The sequence below is a fragment of the Enterobacter sp. 186315 genome (assembly GCF_053290175.1).
On record NZ_JBPTTK010000004.1, the window covers coordinates 152,115 to 173,364 of the forward strand.

The 21,250-nt window shown below is 58.8% G+C and carries 20 protein-coding genes and 1 other RNA gene; 15 read left to right on the forward strand and 6 right to left on the reverse strand.

Annotated features, from left to right (window positions below):
• Positions 1-122 precede the first annotated feature (122 nt).
• Together ACSVHP_RS06600 and ACSVHP_RS06605 are read left to right on the forward strand one after the other, a co-directional pair.
• Positions 123-509 (forward strand): helix-hairpin-helix domain-containing protein, encoded by a 387-nt coding sequence (locus tag ACSVHP_RS06600; protein ID WP_447551339.1) that lies wholly within the window; start codon positions 123-125, stop codon positions 507-509.
• Between the two features lie 111 nt (positions 510-620).
• Positions 621-1,019, forward strand: a complete 399-nt coding sequence (locus ACSVHP_RS06605; RefSeq protein WP_234675165.1) for a YbgC/FadM family acyl-CoA thioesterase — start codon at positions 621-623, stop codon at positions 1,017-1,019.
• A 63-nt stretch (positions 1,020-1,082) separates the two neighbouring features.
• Here ACSVHP_RS06605 and queC read toward each other — a convergent pair whose 3' ends face one another.
• Complete coding sequence (gene queC, locus ACSVHP_RS06610; RefSeq protein WP_447551340.1) at positions 1,083-1,778, reverse strand: 7-cyano-7-deazaguanine synthase QueC; 696 nt, start codon at positions 1,776-1,778, stop codon at positions 1,083-1,085.
• A gap of 65 nt (positions 1,779-1,843) precedes the next feature.
• Complete coding sequence (locus ACSVHP_RS06615) at positions 1,844-3,544, reverse strand: SgrR family transcriptional regulator (RefSeq protein WP_447551341.1); 1,701 nt, start codon at positions 3,542-3,544, stop codon at positions 1,844-1,846.
• A gap of 101 nt (positions 3,545-3,645) precedes the next feature.
• On the opposite strand from ACSVHP_RS06615, the gene cof reads away from it, so the two are divergent.
• The gene (cof, locus tag ACSVHP_RS06620; RefSeq protein ID WP_447551342.1) at positions 3,646-4,464 is read left to right on the forward strand and encodes an HMP-PP phosphatase; all 819 of its coding nucleotides are present in this window, start codon (positions 3,646-3,648) and stop codon (positions 4,462-4,464) included.
• Between the two features lie 40 nt (positions 4,465-4,504).
• On the opposite strand, the gene ACSVHP_RS06625 is transcribed toward cof, so the two are convergent.
• The gene (locus ACSVHP_RS06625) at positions 4,505-5,551 is read right to left on the reverse strand and encodes a PLP-dependent cysteine synthase family protein (RefSeq protein WP_447551343.1); all 1,047 of its coding nucleotides are present in this window, start codon (positions 5,549-5,551) and stop codon (positions 4,505-4,507) included.
• A 116-nt stretch (positions 5,552-5,667) separates the two neighbouring features.
• On the opposite strand from ACSVHP_RS06625, the gene ACSVHP_RS06630 reads away from it, so the two are divergent.
• The 5 genes from ACSVHP_RS06630 (at position 5,668) to amtB (ending at position 11,586) form a co-directional block, all read left to right on the forward strand.
• Positions 5,668-6,126: an Lrp/AsnC family transcriptional regulator gene (locus tag ACSVHP_RS06630; protein WP_234675170.1), complete on the forward strand. Its 459-nt coding sequence runs from the start codon at positions 5,668-5,670 to the stop codon at positions 6,124-6,126.
• 30 nt (positions 6,127-6,156) lie between these two features.
• Complete coding sequence (locus ACSVHP_RS06635) at positions 6,157-7,929, forward strand: SmdA family multidrug ABC transporter permease/ATP-binding protein (protein ID WP_447551345.1); 1,773 nt, start codon at positions 6,157-6,159, stop codon at positions 7,927-7,929.
• Positions 7,922-9,703, forward strand: coding sequence for a SmdB family multidrug efflux ABC transporter permease/ATP-binding protein (locus ACSVHP_RS06640; RefSeq protein WP_234675172.1), 1,782 nt, complete (start codon positions 7,922-7,924; stop codon positions 9,701-9,703). The genes ACSVHP_RS06635 and ACSVHP_RS06640 overlap by 8 nt, the downstream gene beginning before the upstream one ends.
• 222 nt (positions 9,704-9,925) lie before the next feature.
• Entirely contained in the window at positions 9,926-10,264 is a 339-nt protein-coding gene (gene glnK / locus ACSVHP_RS06645; RefSeq protein ID WP_234675173.1) for a P-II family nitrogen regulator, read from the forward strand.
• A 35-nt stretch (positions 10,265-10,299) separates the two neighbouring features.
• Positions 10,300-11,586, forward strand: a complete 1,287-nt coding sequence (gene amtB / locus ACSVHP_RS06650; RefSeq protein ID WP_234675174.1) for an ammonium transporter AmtB — start codon at positions 10,300-10,302, stop codon at positions 11,584-11,586.
• Between the two features lie 94 nt (positions 11,587-11,680).
• Here the strand turns inward: amtB and tesB are convergent, their stop codons facing one another.
• Complete coding sequence (gene tesB / locus ACSVHP_RS06655; RefSeq protein WP_234675175.1) at positions 11,681-12,541, reverse strand: acyl-CoA thioesterase II; 861 nt, start codon at positions 12,539-12,541, stop codon at positions 11,681-11,683.
• A gap of 204 nt (positions 12,542-12,745) precedes the next feature.
• Between tesB and ACSVHP_RS06660 the strand changes: the two genes are divergently transcribed.
• Positions 12,746-13,276, forward strand: coding sequence for a YbaY family lipoprotein (locus ACSVHP_RS06660; protein WP_447551346.1), 531 nt, complete (start codon positions 12,746-12,748; stop codon positions 13,274-13,276).
• A 34-nt stretch (positions 13,277-13,310) separates the two neighbouring features.
• Here ACSVHP_RS06660 and ACSVHP_RS06665 read toward each other — a convergent pair whose 3' ends face one another.
• A complete protein-coding gene (locus tag ACSVHP_RS06665; RefSeq protein ID WP_447551347.1) occupies positions 13,311-13,646 on the reverse strand; it encodes an MGMT family protein in 336 nt (111 codons plus the stop codon).
• A 179-nt stretch (positions 13,647-13,825) separates the two neighbouring features.
• Between ACSVHP_RS06665 and ffs the strand changes: the two genes are divergently transcribed.
• The 3 genes from ffs to ACSVHP_RS06680 all read left to right on the forward strand — a co-directional run bounded on the left by ffs (position 13,826) and on the right by ACSVHP_RS06680 (position 14,651).
• Positions 13,826-13,922: signal recognition particle sRNA small type (gene ffs / locus ACSVHP_RS06670), an RNA gene on the forward strand.
• 265 nt (positions 13,923-14,187) lie between these two features.
• Positions 14,188-14,439: a hypothetical protein gene (locus ACSVHP_RS06675; protein ID WP_447551349.1), complete on the forward strand. Its 252-nt coding sequence runs from the start codon at positions 14,188-14,190 to the stop codon at positions 14,437-14,439.
• A complete protein-coding gene (locus ACSVHP_RS06680; protein WP_447551350.1) occupies positions 14,436-14,651 on the forward strand; it encodes a hypothetical protein in 216 nt (71 codons plus the stop codon). Before ACSVHP_RS06675 ends, ACSVHP_RS06680 begins: the two co-directional genes overlap by 4 nt.
• A gap of 137 nt (positions 14,652-14,788) precedes the next feature.
• Here ACSVHP_RS06680 and yczR read toward each other — a convergent pair whose 3' ends face one another.
• Positions 14,789-16,210 carry a MocR-like transcription factor YczR gene (gene yczR, locus ACSVHP_RS06685; protein WP_447551351.1) on the reverse strand — a complete coding sequence of 474 codons (1,422 nt, stop codon included), beginning with the start codon at positions 16,208-16,210 and terminating at the stop codon, positions 14,789-14,791.
• A gap of 86 nt (positions 16,211-16,296) precedes the next feature.
• Here yczR and yczE point away from each other — a divergent pair, with 86 nt between their 5' ends.
• The 3 genes from yczE to ACSVHP_RS06700 all read left to right on the forward strand — a co-directional run bounded on the left by yczE (position 16,297) and on the right by ACSVHP_RS06700 (position 21,247).
• Positions 16,297-16,908 carry a membrane protein YczE gene (yczE, locus tag ACSVHP_RS06690; RefSeq protein ID WP_234675181.1) on the forward strand — a complete coding sequence of 204 codons (612 nt, stop codon included), beginning with the start codon at positions 16,297-16,299 and terminating at the stop codon, positions 16,906-16,908.
• Between the two features lie 78 nt (positions 16,909-16,986).
• Positions 16,987-18,057 carry a LacI family DNA-binding transcriptional regulator gene (locus ACSVHP_RS06695; RefSeq protein ID WP_447551352.1) on the forward strand — a complete coding sequence of 357 codons (1,071 nt, stop codon included), beginning with the start codon at positions 16,987-16,989 and terminating at the stop codon, positions 18,055-18,057.
• A gap of 103 nt (positions 18,058-18,160) precedes the next feature.
• Positions 18,161-21,247: a beta-galactosidase gene (locus tag ACSVHP_RS06700; RefSeq protein ID WP_447551353.1), complete on the forward strand. Its 3,087-nt coding sequence runs from the start codon at positions 18,161-18,163 to the stop codon at positions 21,245-21,247.
• Positions 21,248-21,250 lie beyond the last annotated feature (3 nt).

A 21,250-nucleotide genomic window follows, 5' to 3' on the forward strand; every position in this document is an offset into this window, starting at 1 on the left:
AACGCACTGCAATATCTAAAGGCCGCTTTCGCGGCCTTTTCCATTTCTGCAATCTGCCGTTTGTGCCTGTTTTTCTGCCCGGTTATCGTGACGTCGCTGTCAACAAACAAGGAGATAACAGCATGAAACGTGGAATCAAAGCGCTTTTTATTGCCCTGACATTCGCCAGCACCGGGATCGCCCAAACCGCATTTGCGGCAACGGCGACGGACAAACCGCAGGTCGTGCAGAGCAAACCGAACGCAGCGGCCAGCGCGCAGACCCCTGCGCACGCTAAAGCCACGCCCGGCGTGAAAAGCGCTGATGAGGAAGGTACCCGGGTGAGCATCAATAGCGCGTCGGCAGACGAACTGGCGCGGGTGATGAACGGGGTGGGGCTGAAGAAAGCGCAGGCTATTGTCAGCTACCGGGAAGAGTACGGTCCTTTTAAAACGCTCGACGATCTCAAGCAGGTCCCGGGTATGGGCAGCGCGCTGGTTGAGCGCAACCTCTCTCATCTGATGCTGTAATCGCGCAATAACTTGCACAAAGGCATAAATTTGCCAGGATAATGAGGTCATACCAGTTGTGACCTCTAATCCTATAACAAGACAAAAGGCTTTTGCGCTATGCAGACAACAATGCAGACAACAATCAAAGTACGCGGATACCACCTCGACGTTTACCAGCACGTAAATAACGCCCGCTATCTCGAATTCCTCGAAGAGGCGCGCTGGGACGGGCTGGAAAACAGCGAAGGTTTCAAGTGGCTGACCGCTCACAACATCGCGTTTGTGGTCGTCAATATCAATATTAACTACCGTCGCCCGGCGGTGCTGGGGGACGTGCTGACCGTCACCAGCCAGATCCAGCAGCTAAACGGCAAAAGCGGGGTGTTAAGCCAGGTGGTGACGCTCGATCCCGAAGGGCAGGTAGTAGCAGACGCGCTGATCACGTTTGTCTGTATCGATCTTAAAACCCAGAAGGCGCTGCCGCTGGAAGGGGAACTGCGAGAAAAGCTGGAGCTAATGATCGCGTAGGGATCGGCTTTTCAGAAACCGGTGCTGTCGACGTTAAGGGTTCGACAGCACGGTGAAAAGGCGTTATTTCAGGCCGGTCTTTTTCTGCATCGCAGCCATCACGCCCGTTTTATCGGCGAGGTAGTGATTTAGCCCGTTGGCACGCAGATTACAGGCCGCACACTGGCCGCAACCGTCGCCTTTAATGCCGTTGTAGCAGGTCAGGGTTTCACTGCGCACCAGATCCAGTTTGCCCCAGTAATCTGCCAGCGCCCAGGTTTCTGCTTTATCCAGCCACATCAGCGGGGTTTCAAAACGGGTGTCCTTCGCCATACCCAGATTTACCGCGTGATTCAGCGCCTTCACGAACTCATCGCGGCAGTCCGGATAACCCGAGAAGTCTGTCTCGCACACGCCGGTGATCACGGCTTCGGCTTTCACCTGATAGGCGTAAATCGCCGTCAGGGTCAGGAAGAGGATATTACGACCCGGCACGAAGGTGTTCGGGATACCGCTGGCGTCTAGTTCGTAATCCGGGACCGGAATGCTGTCGCGGGTGAGGCTGCTGACGGCCAGTTCATTGAGCAGCGTAACGTCCAGCACCTTGTGCGCACGCGCGCCCAGTTTCAACGCCAGTTCGCGGGCAACGTCAATTTCAGCGCGATGGCGTTGACCGTAGTCAAAGGTGACGCAGTGAACTTCATCATACTGATGGAGCGCCTGAACCAGGCAGGTGGTGGAATCTTGTCCTCCGCTGAACACGACGACGGCACGTTTCATAATTCATCTCAATAATAACGGTAAAACGTTATGTTAACGCCTGACCACGACGTCGACCAGCTTCTTCACGATTTGGGGGCCGGAAGCCAGGCCTCGGTGAAATCAAACCAGCCGCGGGTGTTAAGGCGAATGCCGTTCACTCCTGGCGGGGCGCTGATCTGATACTGGTAGTTAAAAAGCGGCGTCAGCACGGCGTTTTCCATAAGCTGGCTAAAGATGGCTTTCAGCCCGGCGTGGCGGGCCTGCTCGTCGGACTGGGTTTGTACCGCGTCCAGCGTGGCCTGCAAATGGGCAAACTGGGGCGCGCTCAGCAGGTGCGGCCAAAGCGTGTCGCAGCGTAACCACTGCTCCAGCGTATATTCCGGCGCTTCGCCGATCAGCCTGTCGCCCATCATGATATCGGCGTCGGCGAGCGTCTGGCAGCCGTCCCAGGTTTTGGCATCGTGGAAAATCACCGTCAGCTCGCAGCCCTGTTGTGCCAGGTACTCTTTTAGCTGATTCGCCATCGTGTGCAGCTCTACGGGCAGATGGTAAATCAGGGTCAGCGACTCGGGGAGTGCAACATCCTTCATCTCCGGCCAGTGGGGAATATGCCAGCCGGGAAGCATCTCCTGCGTCGGGGTGATCAGCCCTTCGTTGAGCGGCAGCGTGTGCAGCAGGGTCGAGAGATGAATGATATTGATAAGCCGCTTTGCCTGCATCTCGCTTAATCGGGGGCTTTGCCGGAGCGTAAGATAGCAAAAGCCCAGGCTGGTGCTGCTGCTGACTAACCGCAGGCTGGGCAGTTCCTCCGGCTCGCCGATGGCAAGCTGTACCGGGTGGCGACAGCTTGTCCCCAGCCCGTAGTCAAACAGCGTCGGCGTGATCCAGAACTCAATCGCCTTGAGCAGCGGATGGGTGAGATGGTACTGCTCGTGGCTTTCCAGACGCACCAGGTCTGGATCGTACACCGCAATTCGGAAGGGGCCGCAGCCGATCGTGGGCAGGTGAGGGTGGGCAAGACGGCTGCAATAGGTGGCCAGTCGGTGTGCCAGCCAGTAGTCCGGCTGATGCAGGATAAACGTCAGGCACCGGGGATGCGTGACGTCAATGCGCATGACGCTTTGAAACAGCGTGCGCAGGGCGGGCAACGTTAACAGCGCGTTCAGGCTCTCCTGTAACTGCACGGTTTCCACGTTATCCCCGTTATGCCAGTGCAGGGTGGAGCGGATATAAAAATGCCAGCGCAGACCGTCGGGCGACACTTCCCAGTGATGGGCTAAATCCCCGGTTGGCTCGGTACGGGTGCCGTGAAAGCGCGTCAGGCCGGAGAAAACCTGGCCGGCAAGATGCTGCTCTGCCCGTCCCGGCAGAAATCCAGGGCTAAGCGGATCGAGCGCGCGATAGTAGGGGATACGCAGCGTGGGTGTGTCGTTTTGCCACTGCCCGCCGAGAAACGGGTGCAGCAAAGAGCGCAAATCCTCCGGCGCGAGCTGGGCAAGCTCCAGCGCAGTTTGCTGATTGCCGCTTTTCAGCGCCTCTTCCATCATCGCATTACGCAGGGATTCCGGCGTGACGTGAAACGTCAGCTCACCGCGTTTGCCCCGCCCGGACTGCGCGCGCCAGCTTAGCCAGCCGGCCTCCTGCGCCTGACGAAGCAAGGTACGCACGTGCCGCTCGCTGCAAAAACAGCGGCTGGCGAGTTCTGTCACGGTGACCTGCTGCGGCGCACCGGATGAGGGCTGCCACAGGCGTTGATACTGATTGAGGCGATTAAGCTGGCGCATGATAAACCCGGAACAATAATTTCCATCTATTCACTATTACTTCCGTATATCTCAGGCAATACTGATGCACAAGTTAACCGCATCACATTTCAGAGGTAATTATGGCCCGGCTCGCTGCATTTGATATGGACGGCACCCTGTTAATGCCGGATCACCGTTTGGGCGATAAAACCCTGAACATCCTCAAGCGCCTGTATGAGCACGACATTACCCTGACCTTCGCTACTGGCCGCCACGAGCTGGAGATGCGCCACCTGCTCGGCGCGTTTTCGCTGGATGCCTTTCTCATCACCGGTAACGGCACGCGCATTCACACTGTTGAAGGTGAGGTGCTGCATCGTCAGGATCTGAACCCGGAAGTGGCGGATATCGTGCTGCACAGCCGCTGGGATACCCAGGCCAGCGTGCATGTGTTCAATGATGATGGCTGGTTTACCGGGCAAGAAATCCCCGAACTGCTGCACGCCCACGTTTACAGCGGTTTTAAATATCAGCTGATCGATCTGCGCCGTATTCCCGCGCATTCGGTGACGAAAATCTGTTTCTGCGGCGATCACGACGATCTGTGTCGCCTGCGTATTCAGCTTAACGAGGCTCTGGGCGACCGGGCGCACCTTACCTTCTCGGCGGTGGACTGCCTGGAAGTGCTGCCGGTGGGATGTAACAAAGGCTCTGCCCTGGCGGTGCTGAGCGACCACCTGGGCTTCACCATGCAGGATTGTATGGCATTCGGCGATGCCATGAACGACCGCGAGATGCTCGGTAGCGTCGGTCGCGGTCTGATTATGGGGAATGCGATGCCGCAGCTTATTGCGGAGCTACCTCATCTGCCGGTTATCGGACACTGCCGTAACGAAGCGGTGTCCCATTTTTTGACGCATTGGCTGGACAATAACAACCTCCCATATTCCCCCGAATAGTGAGACCCTTCCAGCAAGCCAGACTTCGGTCTGGCTTTTTTTATTTCACCAGCTGCGCGATCTGCGCTTTCCACGGTTCAATATCGCCAATGTTTACCTGCACCCACTCCGGGTTGTAATAGGTGTCGAGGTAACGCTCGCCGCTATCGCACAGCAGCGTGACGATAGATCCGCTGCGCCCCTCTTCGCGCATCCGGGCCGCAAGCTGTAGCGCGCCCCACATGTTGGTGCCGGTTGATGCCCCCACTTTTCGCCCAAGCTGCGTTTCAAGCCAGTGCGCCGTCGCGACGCTTGCCGCATCGGGAACGCGGAGCATTTCGTCCACCACGTCTGGAATAAATGAAGGCTCAACGCGCGGGCGGCCGATACCCTCGATTTTACTGCCAACCGGGCTGCGCAGTGCCGCATCGCGGGTCTGCCAGTAGTCGAGGAATACCGAGTTCTGCGGATCCACCACCATTAGCTGCGTGTCGTAGCCCTGACAGCGGATGTAGCGCCCGATGGTCGCGGAGGTGCCGCCGGTCCCGGCGCTCATCACCACGTAAGAAGGCACGGGATGCGGCTCGTGCGTCATCTGGCGGAAAATGCTGTCGGCGATGTTGTTATTGCCGCGCCAGTCGGTTGCGCGCTCGGCGAAGGTGAACTGATCCATATAATGGCCGTTTAGCTCGCGGGCCAGCATTTCAGACGCCGGGTAAATTTCACAGGCGCTTTCGACAAAGTGACAGCGGCCGCCGTAAAATTCGATCTGCTCGATTTTGCGTCTGGCGGTGCAGGACGGCATCACGGCGATAAACGGCAGACCCAGCAGGCGGGCAAAGTAGGCTTCAGACACTGCCGTTGAGCCGGAAGAGGATTCGATAATCGTGGTGCCCTCTTTGATCCAGCCGTTGCACAGGCCGTATAAGAACAGAGAGCGCGCCAGACGGTGCTTCAGGCTGCCGGTCGGGTGGGTGCTTTCATCTTTCAGGTAGAGCTGAATACCCGCAAAACCCGGCAGCGCGAGGCGTATCAGGTGGGTGTCCGCCGAACGCTGATAGTCGGCATTAATTTCGCTGATGGCGTGTTTTACCCAGGTGCTATTCATCGTATGTATCCGTTTGTCATTTTGTGCCCAGCTTAGCGAAAAGCACGGAAAAAATTGTTGCTATCTGACCTTTAAAATAGAATGTAGAGAGAAAATTTTTCTCTGTGGAGGCGGGTATGCTAGATAAAATTGACCGTAAGCTGCTTTCTTTACTGCAAAACGACTGCACCCTCTCTTTGCAGGCACTCGCAGATGCCGTTAATCTGACCACCACACCCTGCTGGAAGCGCCTTAAAAAGCTCGAAGATGACGGTGTCCTGCTCGGGCGCGTGGCGCTGTTAGATCCCGAAAAACTGGGGCTTGGATTAACCGCCTTCGTGCTGATAAAAACGCAGCACCACAGCAGCGACTGGTACAGCCGTTTTGTGACCCAGGTGTCTGAGATGCCCGAGGTGCTCGGTTTCTGGCGCATGGCAGGGGAATATGATTATCTAATGCGCGTCCAGGTGGCGGACATGAAACGGTATGATGATTTTTACAAGCGGCTGGTCAACAGCGTACCGGGCTTGTCGGACGTCACCTCCAGTTTCGCCATGGAACAAATAAAATACACCACAGCCTTACCCATTGAATAACTTCGTCAAATACCTTCAGGAACATACCGCGTGCGATTATTTGCCCAACTAAGCTGGTACTTTCGTCGGGAGTGGCAACGCTACCTCGGCGCGGTGGCCCTGCTTATCATTATTGCCATCCTGCAACTGATCCCGCCAAAGGTGGTGGGATATGTCGTGGACGGCGTCACCGAGCAGCATTACACCACCGCACGGGTAATGATGTGGGTGGGCACGCTGGTACTGACAGCGGTGGTTGTCTACCTGCTGCGCTACGTCTGGCGCGTCCTGCTTTTCGGCGCGTCCTACCAGCTGGCCGTTGAGCTGCGAGAAGATTTCTACCGTCAGCTGAGCCGCCAGCATCCGGAGTTCTACCTGCGCCACCGCACCGGGGATTTAATCGCCCGCGCCACCAACGACGTGGATCGCGTGGTGTTTGCCGCCGGGGAAGGGGTGTTAACCCTGGTGGATTCGCTGGTGATGGGCTGCGCGGTGTTGATCGTGATGTCGACCCAGATTAGCTGGCAGCTGACCCTGCTGGCGCTGCTGCCTATGCCGCTGATGGCGCTGGCGATCAACCGCTACGGCGAGCAGCTTCACGAACGCTTTAAGCTCGCCCAGGCCGCATTCTCCTCCCTGAACGACCGTACCCAGGAGAGCATGACCAGCATCCGCATGATCAAAGCTTTTGGGCTGGAAGACCGCCAGTCCGCGCTGTTTGCCGCCGATGCGGCGGACACGGGCGCGAAGAACATGCGCGTGGCGCGAATTGACTCGCGGTTCGATCCGACGATTTATATCGCCATCGGGACGGCAAACCTGCTGGCGGTCGGCGGCGGCAGCTGGATGGTGGTGCAGGGTACGTTAACCCTCGGTCAGCTGACCAGCTTTGCGATGTATCTGGGGCTGATGATTTGGCCGATGCTGGCGCTGGCGTGGATGTTTAACATTGTTGAGCGCGGCAGCGCGGCCTACAGCCGTATTCGCGCGATGCTCGCCGAAGCGCCCGTGGTGAACGACGGCAGCGAAGACGTGCCGCCGGGCCGGGGAGTAATGAAGGCCGCTATCCGCACCTTCGTCTACCCGCAGACGCAACATCCGGTGCTGCAAAACGTGAATTTCACCCTGGATCCGGGCCAGATGCTCGGTATTTGCGGTCCGACCGGGTCCGGTAAAAGTACCGTGCTCTCGCTTATCCAGCGTCATTTTGACGTGACCGAAGGGGATATTCGTTTTCACGATGTTCCGCTCACGCAGCTGCTGCTGGACGACTGGCGCAGCCGCCTGGCGGTGGTCAGCCAGACGCCGTTTTTATTCTCCGACACCGTGGCGAACAACATCGCGCTCGGTCGTCCGTCGGCTACGCAGGAAGAGATTGAGCATGTGGCGCGCTTAGCCAGCGTTCATGAGGATATTCTGCGCTTGCCGCAGGGTTACGAAACCGAGGTCGGCGAGCGCGGGGTGATGCTCTCCGGCGGGCAAAAACAGCGTATTTCCATTGCCCGCGCGCTGCTGCTGAACGCCGAAATCCTGATCCTCGACGATGCGCTTTCTGCCGTCGATGGACGAACCGAACACCAAATCCTGCACAACCTGCGCCAGTGGGGCGAAGGTCGCACGCTCATTATCAGCGCTCATCGCCTGTCGGCGCTGACCGAGGCCAGCGAAATTCTGGTGATGCAGCACGGGCACATCGCCCAGCGCGGTCAGCACGAGCAGCTTGCGGAACAGTCGGGCTGGTATCGCGATATGTACCGCTATCAGCAGCTTGAAGCGGCACTGGACGATGTGCCGGACGAAGACGAGGAGACGGCCAATGCGTAAGTTTGGACAGCTATGGCCAACGCTGAAACGGCTGCTGGCGTATGGTTCACCCTGGCGTAAACCGCTGTCGATCGCGGTGGTGCTGCTGTGGATCGCCGCGATTGCCGAAGTGACTGGGCCGCTGCTGATCAGCTATTTCATCGATAACATGGTGGCGAAAAACTATCTGCCGCTGGGGCTGGTAGCCGGGCTGGGCGTGGCCTACGTCGGGCTACAGATACTGGCGGCGTCGCTGCACTATGCCCAGTCGCTGCTGTTTAACCGCGCCGCCGTGGGGGTGGTGCAACAGCTGCGTACCGATGTGATGGACGCCGCGCTGCGCCAGCCGTTAAGCGAGTTCGATACCCAGCCTGTGGGGCAGGTGATTTCGCGCGTGACCAACGACACCGAAGTGATCCGCGATCTGTACGTCACGGTGGTGGCCACCGTGTTGCGCAGCGCGGCGCTGGTCGGCGCGATGCTGGTGGCGATGTTTAGCCTCGACTGGCGCATGGCGCTGGTGGCGATCACCATCTTCCCGGCGGTGATGATCGTGATGATTATCTATCAACGCTACAGTACGCCCATCGTTCGCCGCGTGCGGGGCTATCTTGCCGATATTAACGATGGCTTTAACGAAGTGATTAACGGCATGAGCGTGATCCAGCAGTTCCGCCAGCAGGCGCGCTTTGGTGAACGCATGGGCGAGGCCAGCCGTTCGCACTATATGGCGCGTATGCAGACGCTGCGTCTGGACGGGTTCCTGCTGCGTCCGCTGCTGAGCCTGTTTTCGGCGCTGGTGCTGTGCGGTCTGCTAATGCTGTTTGGTCTGTCTTCCAACGGCACCATTGAGGTCGGGGTGCTGTATGCGTTTATCAGCTATCTGGGCCGCCTGAACGAGCCGCTGATCGAACTGACCACGCAGCAGTCGATGCTTCAGCAGGCGGTGGTGGCCGGCGAGCGCGTCTTTGAGCTGATGGACAGGCCGCGTCAGACCTACGGTAATGACGATCGCCCGCTGCAAAGCGGCTCGATAACCTTCGATAATGTCTCCTTTGCCTATCGGGACGACCGCCTGGTCTTGCAGGACATCAGCCTTGAGGTGCCGTCGCGCGGGTTTGTGGCGCTGGTGGGGCACACCGGTAGCGGAAAAAGCACGTTAGCCAGCCTGCTGATGGGTTACTACCCGCTGACTCAGGGCGAGATCCGCCTTGACGGTCGTCCGCTCTCCACCCTGAGCCACGACGCGCTGCGCAAAGGCGTAGCGATGGTGCAGCAGGATCCCGTCGTTATGGCGGACTCCTTCTATGCTAACGTCACGCTGGGGCGGCCTTATACCCGCGAGCAGGTCTGGGATGTGCTGGAAACCGTGCAGCTGGCCGACCTGGCGCGCGGCCTGAGTGACGGTATCGACACCCGCCTGGGCGAGCAGGGGAATAATCTCTCCGTTGGGCAAAAACAGCTGCTGGCGCTGGCGCGGGTGCTGATTGAAACCCCGCAGGTGCTGATCCTCGATGAAGCCACGGCGAGCATTGATTCCGGAACCGAGCAGGCGATCCAGCAGGCGCTTGCCGCCGTGCGCGACCGCACCACGCTGGTGGTGATTGCGCACCGTCTTTCAACCATCGTCGACGCGGATACCATTCTGGTGCTGCATCGCGGGCAGGCGGTTGAGCGCGGCACGCACCGCCAGCTGCTTGAGGCGAAAGGGCGCTACTGGCAGATGTACCAGCTACAGCTGGCGGGCGAAGAGCTGGCCGCCAGCGCGCGCGAGGAAGAGTCCCTGAGCGCCTGATGCACCAAAATCAGGCAACGTGCTAACAGTCACAGCTGTTGGTGCAAAACTGAAACGCACCCTGCACTGTCATGGTGCGTTTTTTTTCCCCACTCCCTCACCCATGGCCTGTTCAGGCTCCCCGCACCGCTTTTTTGCCGCTTTTTCATTTCTGGCACACCCCTTGCAGTATCCCTTACGTGTTCGCTGCGGCCTTTACCGAATTCTGACTGGAGGGGATTTATGAAGCTGGTTACGGTGGTAATTAAACCATTCAAACTTGAAGACGTGCGTGAAGCGCTGTCTTCCATGGGTATTCAGGGACTGACTGTCACCGAAGTGAAAGGCTTTGGGCGTCAGAAGGGTCATGCCGAGCTTTATCGCGGGGCGGAATACAGCGTTAACTTCCTGCCTAAGGTGAAGATTGATGTCGCAATCGCTGACGATCAGCTTGATGAAGTGATTGATATCGTTAGCAAAGCGGCCTACACCGGCAAAATTGGCGACGGCAAAATTTTCGTAGCCGAATTGCAGCGCGTCATTCGTATCCGTACGGGCGAATCTGACGAAGCGGCGTTGTAAGTTACTCCTGGCACACAGTGATAGGGATCGAGAAAATGAAGATAGCAACAATTAAAACGGGTCTGGGGTCTCTGGCGCTGCTGCCGGGCCTGGCAATGGCTGCCCCTGCGGTGGCGGACAAAGCCGATAACGCCTTTATGATGATCTGCACCGCGCTGGTGCTGTTCATGACGATTCCGGGCATCGCGCTGTTTTACGGCGGCCTGATCCGCGGAAAAAACGTTCTCTCCATGCTGACGCAGGTTGCGGTGACTTTTGCGCTGGTGTGCGTGCTGTGGGTAGTTTACGGCTACTCACTGGCCTTCGGCGAAGGCAATGCCTTCTTCGGTAACTTCAACTGGGCGATGCTGAAAAACATCGAGCTGACCGCGCTGATGGGCAGCTTCTACCAGTACATCCACGTGGCGTTCCAGGGATCGTTTGCCTGCATCACCGTGGGGCTGATTGTCGGTGCGCTGGCTGAGCGTATTCGCTTCTCGGCGGTGCTGATCTTCGTGGTGGTCTGGCTGACGCTTTCGTATGTGCCGATTGCGCATATGGTATGGGGCGGTGGTCTGCTGGCCTCCCACGGCGCGCTGGACTTCGCGGGCGGTACGGTGGTGCACATTAACGCCGCGGTTGCCGGTCTGGTGGGCGCATACCTGATTGGCAAACGCGTGGGCTTTGGCAAAGAGGCGTTCAAACCGCACAACCTGCCGATGGTGTTCACGGGCACGGCTATCCTTTACTTCGGCTGGTTTGGTTTCAACGCCGGTTCTGCGAGCGCGGCGAACGAAATTGCGGCGCTGGCCTTCGTGAACACGGTTGTGGCCACGGCGGGTGCGATCCTCTCCTGGGTCTTCGGTGAGTGGGCGGTTCGCGGTAAGCCTTCACTGCTGGGCGCGTGCTCAGGTGCGATTGCCGGTCTGGTTGGCATTACTCCTGCGTGTGGCTACGTTGGCGTAGGCGGCGCGCTGCTGGTGGGTATCGTGGCAGGTCTGGCGGGTCTGTGGGGCGTGACGGCGCTGAAACGCATCCTGCGCGTGGACGATCCATGTGACGTGTTCGGCGTTCACGGCGTGTGCGGCATCGTCGGCTGTATCATGACCGGTATCTTCGCCGCGAAATCACTGGGCGGCGTGGGCTACGCGGAAGGCGTGACTATGGTTCATCAGGTGCTGGTGCAGCTTGAAAGCATCGCGATTACGGTGGTGTGGTCGGGCGTAGTGGCCTTTATCGGCTACAAGCTGGCAGACATGACGGTTGGCCTGCGCGTACCGGAAGAGCAGGAGCGCGAAGGTCTGGACGTCAACAGCCACGGCGAGAATGCGTATAACGCATGATCTGAGCGTTTTGCCGGGTGGCGGCTTCGCCTTACCCGGCCTACAACTGCACAATTCGTAGGCCCGGTAAGCGCAGCGCCACCGGGCTTTTACATCAACCTCTATTACGCATCACCCCTTCCTGCACCGTGGAGGCAACCAGCACGCCGTCCTGGGTGTAAAACTCCCCGCGTACAAAGCCGCGAGCGCTGGACGCCGAGGTGCTTTCCACGCTGTAGAGCAGCCAGTCGTTCATGTCGAACGGGCGGTGGAACCACATGGAGTGGTCAATCGTCGCGACCTGCATCCCTTTCTCAAGGAAGCCCACCCCGTGCGGTTGCAGCGCAACCGGCAGGAAGTTGAAGTCTGACGCATAGCCCAGCAGATACTGATGAACGCGGAAATCCTCCGGCACCGTGCCGTTGGCGCGGATCCAGACCTGACGCTTCGGCTCGGCGGTGTGGCCCTTCATCGGATTGTGGAACTCAACCGGGCGGATCTCCAGCGGCTTGTCGCAAAGAAACTTCTCTTTTACCTGTGGCGGCAGCAGGTGTGCCAGCGCGCGGGCGATATCGGTTTCTGATTTAAGATCGTCCGGGGATGGGGCAGGCGGCATCTCTTTTTGATGCTCGTAACCCGTTTCAGGCGCCTGGAACGACGCGGTCATATAGAAGATAGGTTTACCGTTCTGGATCGCCGCCACGCGGCGGGCGCTAAAGCTGTTGCCGTCGCGCAGCACTTCGACGTCGTAAACAATCGGTTTGGCACTGTCACCCGGGCGTAAAAAATAGCTGTGGAAGGAGTGAACCAGACGGTCTGTCGGCACGCTTTCCTTGGCAGCGTAAAGCGCCTGACCCACAACCTGACCGCCAAAGACCTGGCGCAAGCCTAAGTCTTCGCTCTGTCCGCGATAGAGTCCTTCCTCAATTTTTTCCAGGTTTAGTAATGTCAGCAGATTGTTCAGTGCTTGACTCATAGTCGTCCTCAATAATACGCCGTGGCGAAAGATACGCAGAGTATAACGCAGAAATGAAAGTGGTCGGACGGGTAGATTAGTCTGAATATCGGAGTGAAATTAGGCATTAATCAGTGATTTGTGCCACACTTGTTTCGTTAAATGACTGTTAACGACATCGGATGGGATCGATCCCGCTGGTGCATTGATGATAAGGAGACTTCAATGAAACTCGTGCCTATGCTTAGCGGTATTGCCATGGCGGTGGCCCTGTCGGCCTGTGCAGGAAAGAGCGCCGATGTGCCGGTACCTACAGCAAACCCGAACGGCATTAACACGCTGACGCAGCAAACCATTCAGCAGCCTAATGTCTCCGGTACAATCTGGATCCGCCAGAAAGTGGTTCTGCCACCGGACGCGGTCTTAACCGTAACGCTGTCTGATGCTTCACTGGCCGATGCGCCGTCTAAAGTGATTTCCCAGCGCGCAGTGCGTACGGAAGGTAAACAGGCGCCGTTTAGCTTCGTGCTGCCGTATACCCCGTCAGAAGTTCAGCCTAACGCCCGTATCCTCCTGAGTGCCGCGGTGACCATCAACGATAAGCTGGTGTTCATTACCGATACGGTGCAGGAAGTGATCAATAACGGCGGAGTGAAAGCTGACCTGAACCTGGTACCTGTGCAGCAGACCGCAGTACCGGTCGCGCCGCAGACTAACCAGCCGGCGATGCCAACTAAGGCTCCTACCCAGCTGTAATGCGTTAAGACGTCCTCTCCATACGGAGGGGACGTTAGTAAATCCAGCGATACTTCTGCAAATCGACCTGCCCCGTTCCCGACACCTGGATTCCCTCTGCTAATAACGCCTGACGCTGACGCTGTAGATCCGGCCCGGTAAGCGAAATTGCGCCGTGACGATTGAGCACCCGATGCCAGGGAAGGGTGCTGCCCTCCGGTAACCGTTTCAACACGCCGCCAACCTGACGCGCCGCGCGCGGCGATCCGGCCAGACGCGCAACCTCGCCGTAGGTCGTGACAAAGCCTTCAGGTATCGATGCGACAATCTGCCATACCCGGACGGGAAAGGAATCAGGTATAGGGTCGGGTATGGTGTCGTGAGAGTTCATTTCGCTTACCGGAGGTGTAAAAGGACAGGATAAGCGACCGGGATGGGATTGTGAAGAATGTGCTCAACGGGCGGCATTGTGCAATAAACCGTCATCCGAATGCCGGCGGCTTGCAATTGCCGGGCTGCGCAGGGATAATGCGCCAGCGCGTTGGATAACAAAGCTCTCAATGGGGGCCCTGTTGGTTCTCCCGCAACGCTACTCTGTTCACCAGGTCAGGTCCGGAAGGAAGCAGCCAGGGCAGACGACGTGTGTGCCGGGATGTAGCTGGCAGGGCCCCCACCCATTTCTGCTCCCCAAAAAATCTTCCCGCTTCGTTCAGCGTTTTATTACCTTATTTCCACATAAATATCAGGCTTATTTGCCACGCGTAATATATTTTTCATTCCACTGAAATAATAATGTCATAAACCTGTAATAATAGACTGTCATTTTATTATTCGATGTCTTTTTTCTGTCATAAGCAAAAAATATAAATCTGGATTACCTTTCTAACATCGTGTATTAAATAAAGAACTTATTCCGAAGGGAAGTTACGATCATGGCTACTGCGGTATTAAACGCTAAAATTGATGAAGCGTTAAAAGAAAAACTTCGCCACTATGCAGAAGTACATAACGATAATTTAAGCGTGACCACAGAGAAACTGCTACAGCTTGCGTTCGAAGCGGTAGAAGAGGCGGGAGTGTCGGAAGAGGATATTGATAATCAGCATACGGAAGAAGAGGGTGTTTCTCCATTTACTCCTAAAGAAATCAAAGCACTACGTAAACTTCTGAAGAAGAGAAAATGAAACAACAACCGTCAACTGCCAGCGACTACAAAGAGGCCTGCGATCTGCTGCGTTCAGGCTACGTTAAACATGTGCGTCTTGGCTGGAATGTAGGAAGTGATGAGTTCTTTCGTATCGCGTCGGACTGGTGTGATACCGGCGCAAAAATAAAGAAAGAAGGGGAAAGTTTCGTTATATCTCTTAAGGGTTTCCCTATTCCTCCTCAGCACTAACTTGCCTGCTATGAAAACTGCTGACTGCATCGGTTTCAGTCAGCAGTTTTTATTTATGTGACAATTATCTGTGATTATTATCACGGCTTACTCTGTAACTCTTCAGAATTACATCTCCGACTTAACGCACGCTCACATTAAATAATGCTTCGCTTCACCGGCGAGGGCGTTTTATTCAGCGCTAACCACAGGGGTTTTATCCTCAGCAGCACGCTCTCCATCTCTGCCGGTTCAAGTGTGAAGGGCATTCGCAGGTAGCGGTCAAACGCGCCTGAAAGGCCAAATCGCGTTCCGGTACCAAGGTTAATCTCCTGCGTTTCCGCACGCGCCGCAAGCTGCGTCGCCAGCATACCGGGTAGTTCCACCCAGTAAGATAGGCCGCCCTCGGCTTCCTGAAAGCGCCAGTCAGGAAAATGTTTGCGCAGTAATTCGCTACAGCGGTTGCGGCGTTCGGCCAGCATTTTGCGTCGGGCGGGTAAAAACGTGCCGCTGTTTTCGATAAGCCACAGCGTCGCCAGCTGTTCCAGCAGGGGCGAACCCAGATCGAGGGTATCGCGGGTCTGGGCGAGCGTCGCAATGGTGCGCGACGAGGCGCGAATCCAGCCCAGACGCAGGCCGCCCCAGAAACTCTTTCCGGCGGAACCGAGGGTAATCACCGACGCATCCGGGTTAAACGCGGCAAGCGGCGGCGGCGGGGGCGCATCAAACCAGAGATCGACCATCGTTTCATCCACCACCAGCGTGGTGCGGGTTCGGGCGGCAATATCGGTTATCGCCTGGCGGGTCGGCGCGTCCATACAGCGCCCTGTGGGATTATGGAAATCCGGCATCAGATAGGCCAGGCGGGGCGCAGTTTGCGCGACGGTCGCGGCAAAGCCATCCGTATCCCAGCCCGTTTGCGGTAACGACACCCCCACCGGACGGCAAAGCGCGCCCTGAATGGCGGCAATCGCCAGCGGGTAGGTCGGATGGTCAACCACCACCCGATCGCCCGGTCCGGTCATCATGCGCAGGACCAGCGCAAAGCCGCTGACCGCGCCGTTCACCACCATCACTTCATCCGCGCGCGTGGGCAGCCCGCGGGCGGTATAGCGCGCGGCAATGGCCTCCCGCAGCGCCGGTAACCCCAGCCGATCGTAACCCGTAAGCGACAGATGCTGGGTGATGGTGGTTAAGGCGTGGGTATATGCCTGATGAATTTCCGGCCCGGCGTTGAGCGCGGCGGTGGAGAGATCGAGCGCGGTGCTGGCGGCAGAGAGCGTCGGGACGGCGCGGGTATCGGGCAGGATCACCCGCGAACCGCTGCCGTGGCGGCTCTCGAGGTATCCCTCATCCCGCAGGTGCGCCAGCGCGCTGCTGATGGTGGTTCGGCTCACGTTAAGCGCGGAGGCCAGCTCCCGCTCGCCCGGCAGGCGCGTGCTGAGGGCCAGCCTGCCGTCAAGAATGACCAGACGCAGCGCATCGGCAAGCTGTCGCCAGAGCGGGGTGCGGGAGGCGGTTTGCTGCCAGTGGCCGAGCAGCCGGACCAGTGACTGACTTCCGAAACGACGTGATGACATATGCAGTCCACTATTTTCTAACTGGACATTAATCATAAGACCATTTTCACCGAAGATGAAAGCCTGGTTCATCGGAGAAAGTAAAAATGGTACGTCGTTTGGTACAACTTTACGTCGGTCTGGGGCTGTACGGCCTCTCGACCGCAATGTTTATTCGTTCCGATCTGGGCGTTGACCCGTGGGACGTTTTTCACCTCGGGGTGGCGCTTCAGCTGGGCATGAGCATCGGGACGGTGATCATTTTGACCGGGGCGGCGGTGCTGCTGCTGTGGATCCCGCTGCGTCAGATGCCGGGACTGGGCACCATCAGTAACGTTATCTGCATTGGGCTGGCGGCGGACGCCTCCATGGCGCTGCTCCCGGAAATGACCTCGCTGCCGCTGCGCGTCGCCATGCTGGTGGCGGGGATCGTGGTCAATGCGATCGCCACGGGGATGTATATCGGTGCCGGTTTTGGCCCAGGCCCGCGCGACGGCCTGATGACGGGCATTCACGCGCGTTTCGGCTGGTCCATCCGCAGCGTGCGGACGGCCATTGAGGTGTCGGTGCTGCTGATCGGTATCGTGCTGGGCGGATCCTTTGGGTTCGGTACGGTGCTGTATGCCTTAACCATCGGCCCGCTGATCCAGCTCTGTCTGCCCTGGTTCCGCCACAGGCCGCGTGCGCCGAAGATCGCCGAGCCCGAGCGCGTTGTTTAATTTTGCGAAGCGCTCACAGGTAATGCGGGCCGCGCTGTGCCACAATAGCGGGCATCCTTTATCACGATGCCCGAACGCATGAAAACTATCACGCTTTACGACGTTGCCCGCCTCGCGGGCGTGTCCTACCAGACCGTTTCCCGGGTGATTAACGATGCGGCGCATGTCTCCGCCAAAACCCGGGAAAAGGTGCAGCAGGCCATGGCGGAACTGCACTACGTGCCCAACCGCGGCGCGCAGATGCTGGCGGGCAAACGCACCCGCACGCTGGGTCTGATCACCACCGATCTGGCGCTTCACGCCCCTTCCCAAATCGCCTCCGCGGTTAAAACCCGGGCGGGAGAGGAGGGGGCAAGCGTGTTGATTTCGATGGTCGAAAACCCGGGCCACTGCCAGGCGGCGGTGCAGGAGCTTCTGGCGCAGCGCGTCGAGGCGCTGCTGGTTAACGTGCCGCTGGAGGATGCCGATGCGGAGCAACTCAGCGCGCTGGCCTCCCCGGTGCCGGTGCTGTTTCTGGACGTTTCGCCGTCGGCGCGGGTCAATAGCCTGGTTTTTGACGCGCAGCAGGGGGCGAAGCTCGGGGCAGAGCATCTGCTCGGGCTGGGCCACCAGCGCATTGCGCTATTGAGCGGCCCGGAAAGCTCGGTCTCTGCCAGAGCGCGGCGCACGGGCTGGCAGAGCATTCTCTCGGAGGCGGGTCTGGAGCCTGCCGGGATAGCGTACGGTGACTGGAGCGCCGCCTCCGGTTACGAAAAAGGCCATCAGCTGTTAGCGGGACCCACGCTGCCGGACGCTATTCTGGTGGCTAACGATCAGATGGCGCTGGGGGTGATGCGAGCCTGCGCCGAAAAGGGTGTTGCGATACCGGGGCAGATCTCGGTGGTGGGTTTTGATGACACCACGGACAGCGCCTGGTTTTCCCCGCCGCTCACCACGATCCGACAGGCGTTTCGCGAGGCCGGAGAGCGCAGCGTGGAGTGGCTGCTGGCCCCGTCTTCTGGCGAGGCGAACTGGCAACATCAGCTGCCGGTGACGCTGATTGCCCGCCACTCCAGCGCCCGCTGCACGCCGCAGCAGGCGAGCCGCGAGGATCTGGCCCAGCAGCTGAAAAGCCTGGCGCGGCTAGCGGAGCAGCTGGCCCGCGGCTAGGACTTTTGTGATCTCACTCGCTTCGCGGCGATCGATCGCTTTACCATTAAGTGTTTCCCGGGCATGTTGACTAAAATTGTGAGCGCTTCGCAAAGAGGTTATTATGTCCAACACATCGCCGCCGATCCTCAGCACCCTTCTGGCCCGTCGCGACTGGGAAAACCCTGGCGTGACGCAGTGGAACCGTCTGGCTGCCCACGCGCCGTTCCATAGCTGGCGTGATGAAAACGATGCCCAAAACGATCGTCCTTCCCTCAGCAGGCGCTCGCTTAACGGTGAATGGCGCTTCAGGTTTTATAACGCTCCCGAGCAGGTGCCCGAGTCATGGGTGACGGAAGATTGCGCCGATTCAGTCCCTATGCCCGTGCCGTCTAACTGGCAAATGCAGGGTTTTGATACGCCCATCTACACCAACGTAACCTATCCCTTTGCGGTGAACCCGCCGTTCGTCCCGCAACAAAATCCGACGGGCTGTTATTCGCTCACATTTGATGTGGACGAGGCCTGGCTTGAGCGTGGGCAAACCCGCATTGTTTTCGACGGGGTGAACTCGGCGTTTTACCTGTGGTGCAACGGCAGCTGGGTAGGCTATTCCCAGGACAGCCGCCTGCCAGCGGAGTTTGATCTCAGCGCGGTGCTAAAGCCCGGGCAAAACCGGCTGGCGGTGATGGTCCTGCGCTGGTGCGACGGCAGCTACCTGGAAGACCAGGACATGTGGCGCATGAGCGGGATCTTCCGCGACGTCACGCTGCTGCATAAGCCCGATACCCGCATTGCGGATTATCACTACGCCACCGAACTGAACGCCGAATGCGATCGGGCGATGCTCAGGGTTGAGGTTGCGCTGGAGGGGGCACAGTACGCCGAATGCGCGGTTGCCGTGACCCTGTGGCGCCACGACGAGAAGTGCGCCAGCGCGACCGCGCATCCTGGCTCGGCGATTGTTGATGAACGCGGCGGCTGGGCCGAGCGCGTTACGCTGTCGATGCCGGTGGTAGATCCAGAACTATGGAGCGCGGAAATCCCGTCGCTCTACCGCCTGACGATAACGCTGGTTGACGCGCAGGGGCAGGTGATTGAGTACGAGGCCTGCGACGTGGGCTTCCGAAAGGTGGAAATCAGCAACGGCCTGCTCAGGCTTAACGGTAAACCGCTGCTGATCCGCGGGGTGAACCGTCACGAGCACCATCCGGAAAACGGGCAGGTGATGGACGAAGCGACCATGCGCCGCGACATCGAACTGATGAAGCAGCACAACTTTAACGCCGTGCGCTGCTCCCATTATCCCAACCATCCCCTGTGGTACAGGCTCTGCGATCGCTACGGCCTGTACGTGGTTGACGAGGCCAATATCGAAACCCACGGCATGGTGCCGATGAGCCGCCTGGCGGACGATCCGCGCTGGCTGCCGGCCATGAGCGAGCGCGTCACCCGCATGGTGCAGCGCGATCGCAATCATCCGTCGATTATTATCTGGTCGCTGGGAAACGAGTCGGGCCACGGCGCAAACCACGATGCGCTTTACCGCTGGCTGAAAACCACTGATCCGACCCGCCCGGTGCAGTATGAGGGCGGCGGAGCGAACACGGCGGCAACCGATATTGTTTGCCCGATGTACGCCCGTGTCGATCAGGATCAGCCGTTCCCGGCGGTGCCTAAATGGTCCATCAAAAAGTGGATCGGCATGCCGGAGGAAACGCGCCCGCTGATCCTCTGTGAATACGCGCATGCAATGGGCAACAGCTTTGGCGGCTTTGCGAAGTACTGGGAGGCGTTTCGCCGCCATCCGCGCTTGCAGGGCGGGTTTGTCTGGGACTGGGTTGACCAGGCACTCAGCAAAAAAGACGAGCAGGGCAATGCCTTCTGGGCCTACGGCGGGGATTTTGGCGATACGCCAAACGACCGTCAGTTCTGCCTGAACGGGCTGGTGTTCCCGGATCGCACTCCGCATCCGGCGCTGTTTGAAGCCCAGCGCGCGCAGCAGTTCTTCACCTTTACTCTGGTGAGCACGTCGCCGCTGGTCATTGAGATCGCCAGCGATTATCTGTTCCGCACGGCCGATAACGAACGTCTTTCGTGGACGATGACGCGCGATGGCGAGGTCATCGAGCGCGGCGAGGTCGCGCTTTCGATTGCGCCGCAGGGGACACAGCGTCTGGCGATCCCTGTGCCCGCGCTGCCGCCGCTGCCCGGCGAGGTGTGGCTCAACGTGGAGATCGTCCAGACCCGCGCAACGCCGTGGTCAACGGCAAACCATCGCTGCGCCTGGACGCAGTGGCAGCTTCCCGCGCCGCTGTACGTTGCGCCCGCGAAGTCGGCGGGCACCGCGCCCGTATTAACGGTTAACGACCACCAGTTTGAGATTGCCCATCGGGAGCAGCGCTGGATCTTCGATCGCAAGACCGGAAACCTGATCCAGTGGTGGAATGCGGGGCGCGAAACCCTGCTGTCGCCGCTTGAAGATAACGTCACCCGCGCGCCGCTGGATAACGATATTGGCGTAAGCGAGGCGACGCGGATCGATCCGAATGCCTGGGTTGAGCGCTGGAAAGCGGCGGGAATGTACGAGCTTACCGCCCGCCTGGTGCAGTGCGACGCGCAGCAGCTGGGTCAGGAGGTGTTGATAACCACGCTTCATCTCATCGAATATCGCGATAAGGCGCTGTTTGTCAGCCGCAAGGCCTGGCGCATTGACGGTCACGGCGTGCTGCACGGGGATGTGCAGGTCGAGGTGGCATCGGATATTCCGAAACCGGCGCGTATCGGCCTGACCTGCCAGCTGGCACAAACGCCCGACAGCGTGCGCTGGCTGGGGCTGGGCCCGCTTGAAAACTACCCGGATCGTAAGCTGGCGGCGCAGCAGGGGCGCTGGGAATTACCGCTGGAGGCGATGCAGACCCCGTATATCTTCCCGACGGAAAACGGTCTGCGGTGCGACGTGCGCGAGCTTGAATTCGGTGCGCACAGGCTCGCCGGGGATTTCCACTTCTCTCTCAGCCGCTACGGCCAGCGTCAGCTTCATGACGCGTCCCACTGGCATTTGCTGCGTGAAGAGCCGGGCTGCTGGCTGAACCTGGATGCCTTCCACATGGGCGTGGGGGGCGATGACTCCTGGAGCCCGAGCGTGTCGTCGGAATTTCTCCTGCCTCGTCGCCAGCTGCGTTACACCTTCAGCTGGCGTCAAAAATAGTCT

Coding starts and splice junctions, on each gene's coding strand:
- ACSVHP_RS06600 (WP_447551339.1), top strand. CDS start 123: ATGAAACGTGGAATCAAAGCGCTTTTTATTGCCCTGACATTCGCCAGC.
- ACSVHP_RS06605 (WP_234675165.1), top strand. CDS start 621: ATGCAGACAACAATCAAAGTACGCGGATACCACCTCGACGTTTACCAG.
- queC (WP_447551340.1), bottom strand. CDS start 1,778: ATGAAACGTGCCGTCGTCGTGTTCAGCGGAGGACAAGATTCCACCACC.
- ACSVHP_RS06615 (WP_447551341.1), bottom strand. CDS start 3,544: ATGCGCCAGCTTAATCGCCTCAATCAGTATCAACGCCTGTGGCAGCCC.
- cof (WP_447551342.1), top strand. CDS start 3,646: ATGGCCCGGCTCGCTGCATTTGATATGGACGGCACCCTGTTAATGCCG.
- ACSVHP_RS06625 (WP_447551343.1), bottom strand. CDS start 5,551: ATGAATAGCACCTGGGTAAAACACGCCATCAGCGAAATTAATGCCGAC.
- ACSVHP_RS06630 (WP_234675170.1), top strand. CDS start 5,668: ATGCTAGATAAAATTGACCGTAAGCTGCTTTCTTTACTGCAAAACGAC.
- ACSVHP_RS06640 (WP_234675172.1), top strand. CDS start 7,922: ATGCGTAAGTTTGGACAGCTATGGCCAACGCTGAAACGGCTGCTGGCG.
- glnK (WP_234675173.1), top strand. CDS start 9,926: ATGAAGCTGGTTACGGTGGTAATTAAACCATTCAAACTTGAAGACGTG.
- amtB (WP_234675174.1), top strand. CDS start 10,300: ATGAAGATAGCAACAATTAAAACGGGTCTGGGGTCTCTGGCGCTGCTG.
- tesB (WP_234675175.1), bottom strand. CDS start 12,541: ATGAGTCAAGCACTGAACAATCTGCTGACATTACTAAACCTGGAAAAA.
- ACSVHP_RS06660 (WP_447551346.1), top strand. CDS start 12,746: ATGAAACTCGTGCCTATGCTTAGCGGTATTGCCATGGCGGTGGCCCTG.
- ACSVHP_RS06665 (WP_447551347.1), bottom strand. CDS start 13,646: ATGAACTCTCACGACACCATACCCGACCCTATACCTGATTCCTTTCCC.
- ACSVHP_RS06675 (WP_447551349.1), top strand. CDS start 14,188: ATGGCTACTGCGGTATTAAACGCTAAAATTGATGAAGCGTTAAAAGAA.
- ACSVHP_RS06680 (WP_447551350.1), top strand. CDS start 14,436: ATGAAACAACAACCGTCAACTGCCAGCGACTACAAAGAGGCCTGCGAT.
- yczR (WP_447551351.1), bottom strand. CDS start 16,210: ATGTCATCACGTCGTTTCGGAAGTCAGTCACTGGTCCGGCTGCTCGGC.
- yczE (WP_234675181.1), top strand. CDS start 16,297: ATGGTACGTCGTTTGGTACAACTTTACGTCGGTCTGGGGCTGTACGGC.
- ACSVHP_RS06695 (WP_447551352.1), top strand. CDS start 16,987: ATGAAAACTATCACGCTTTACGACGTTGCCCGCCTCGCGGGCGTGTCC.
- ACSVHP_RS06700 (WP_447551353.1), top strand. CDS start 18,161: ATGTCCAACACATCGCCGCCGATCCTCAGCACCCTTCTGGCCCGTCGC.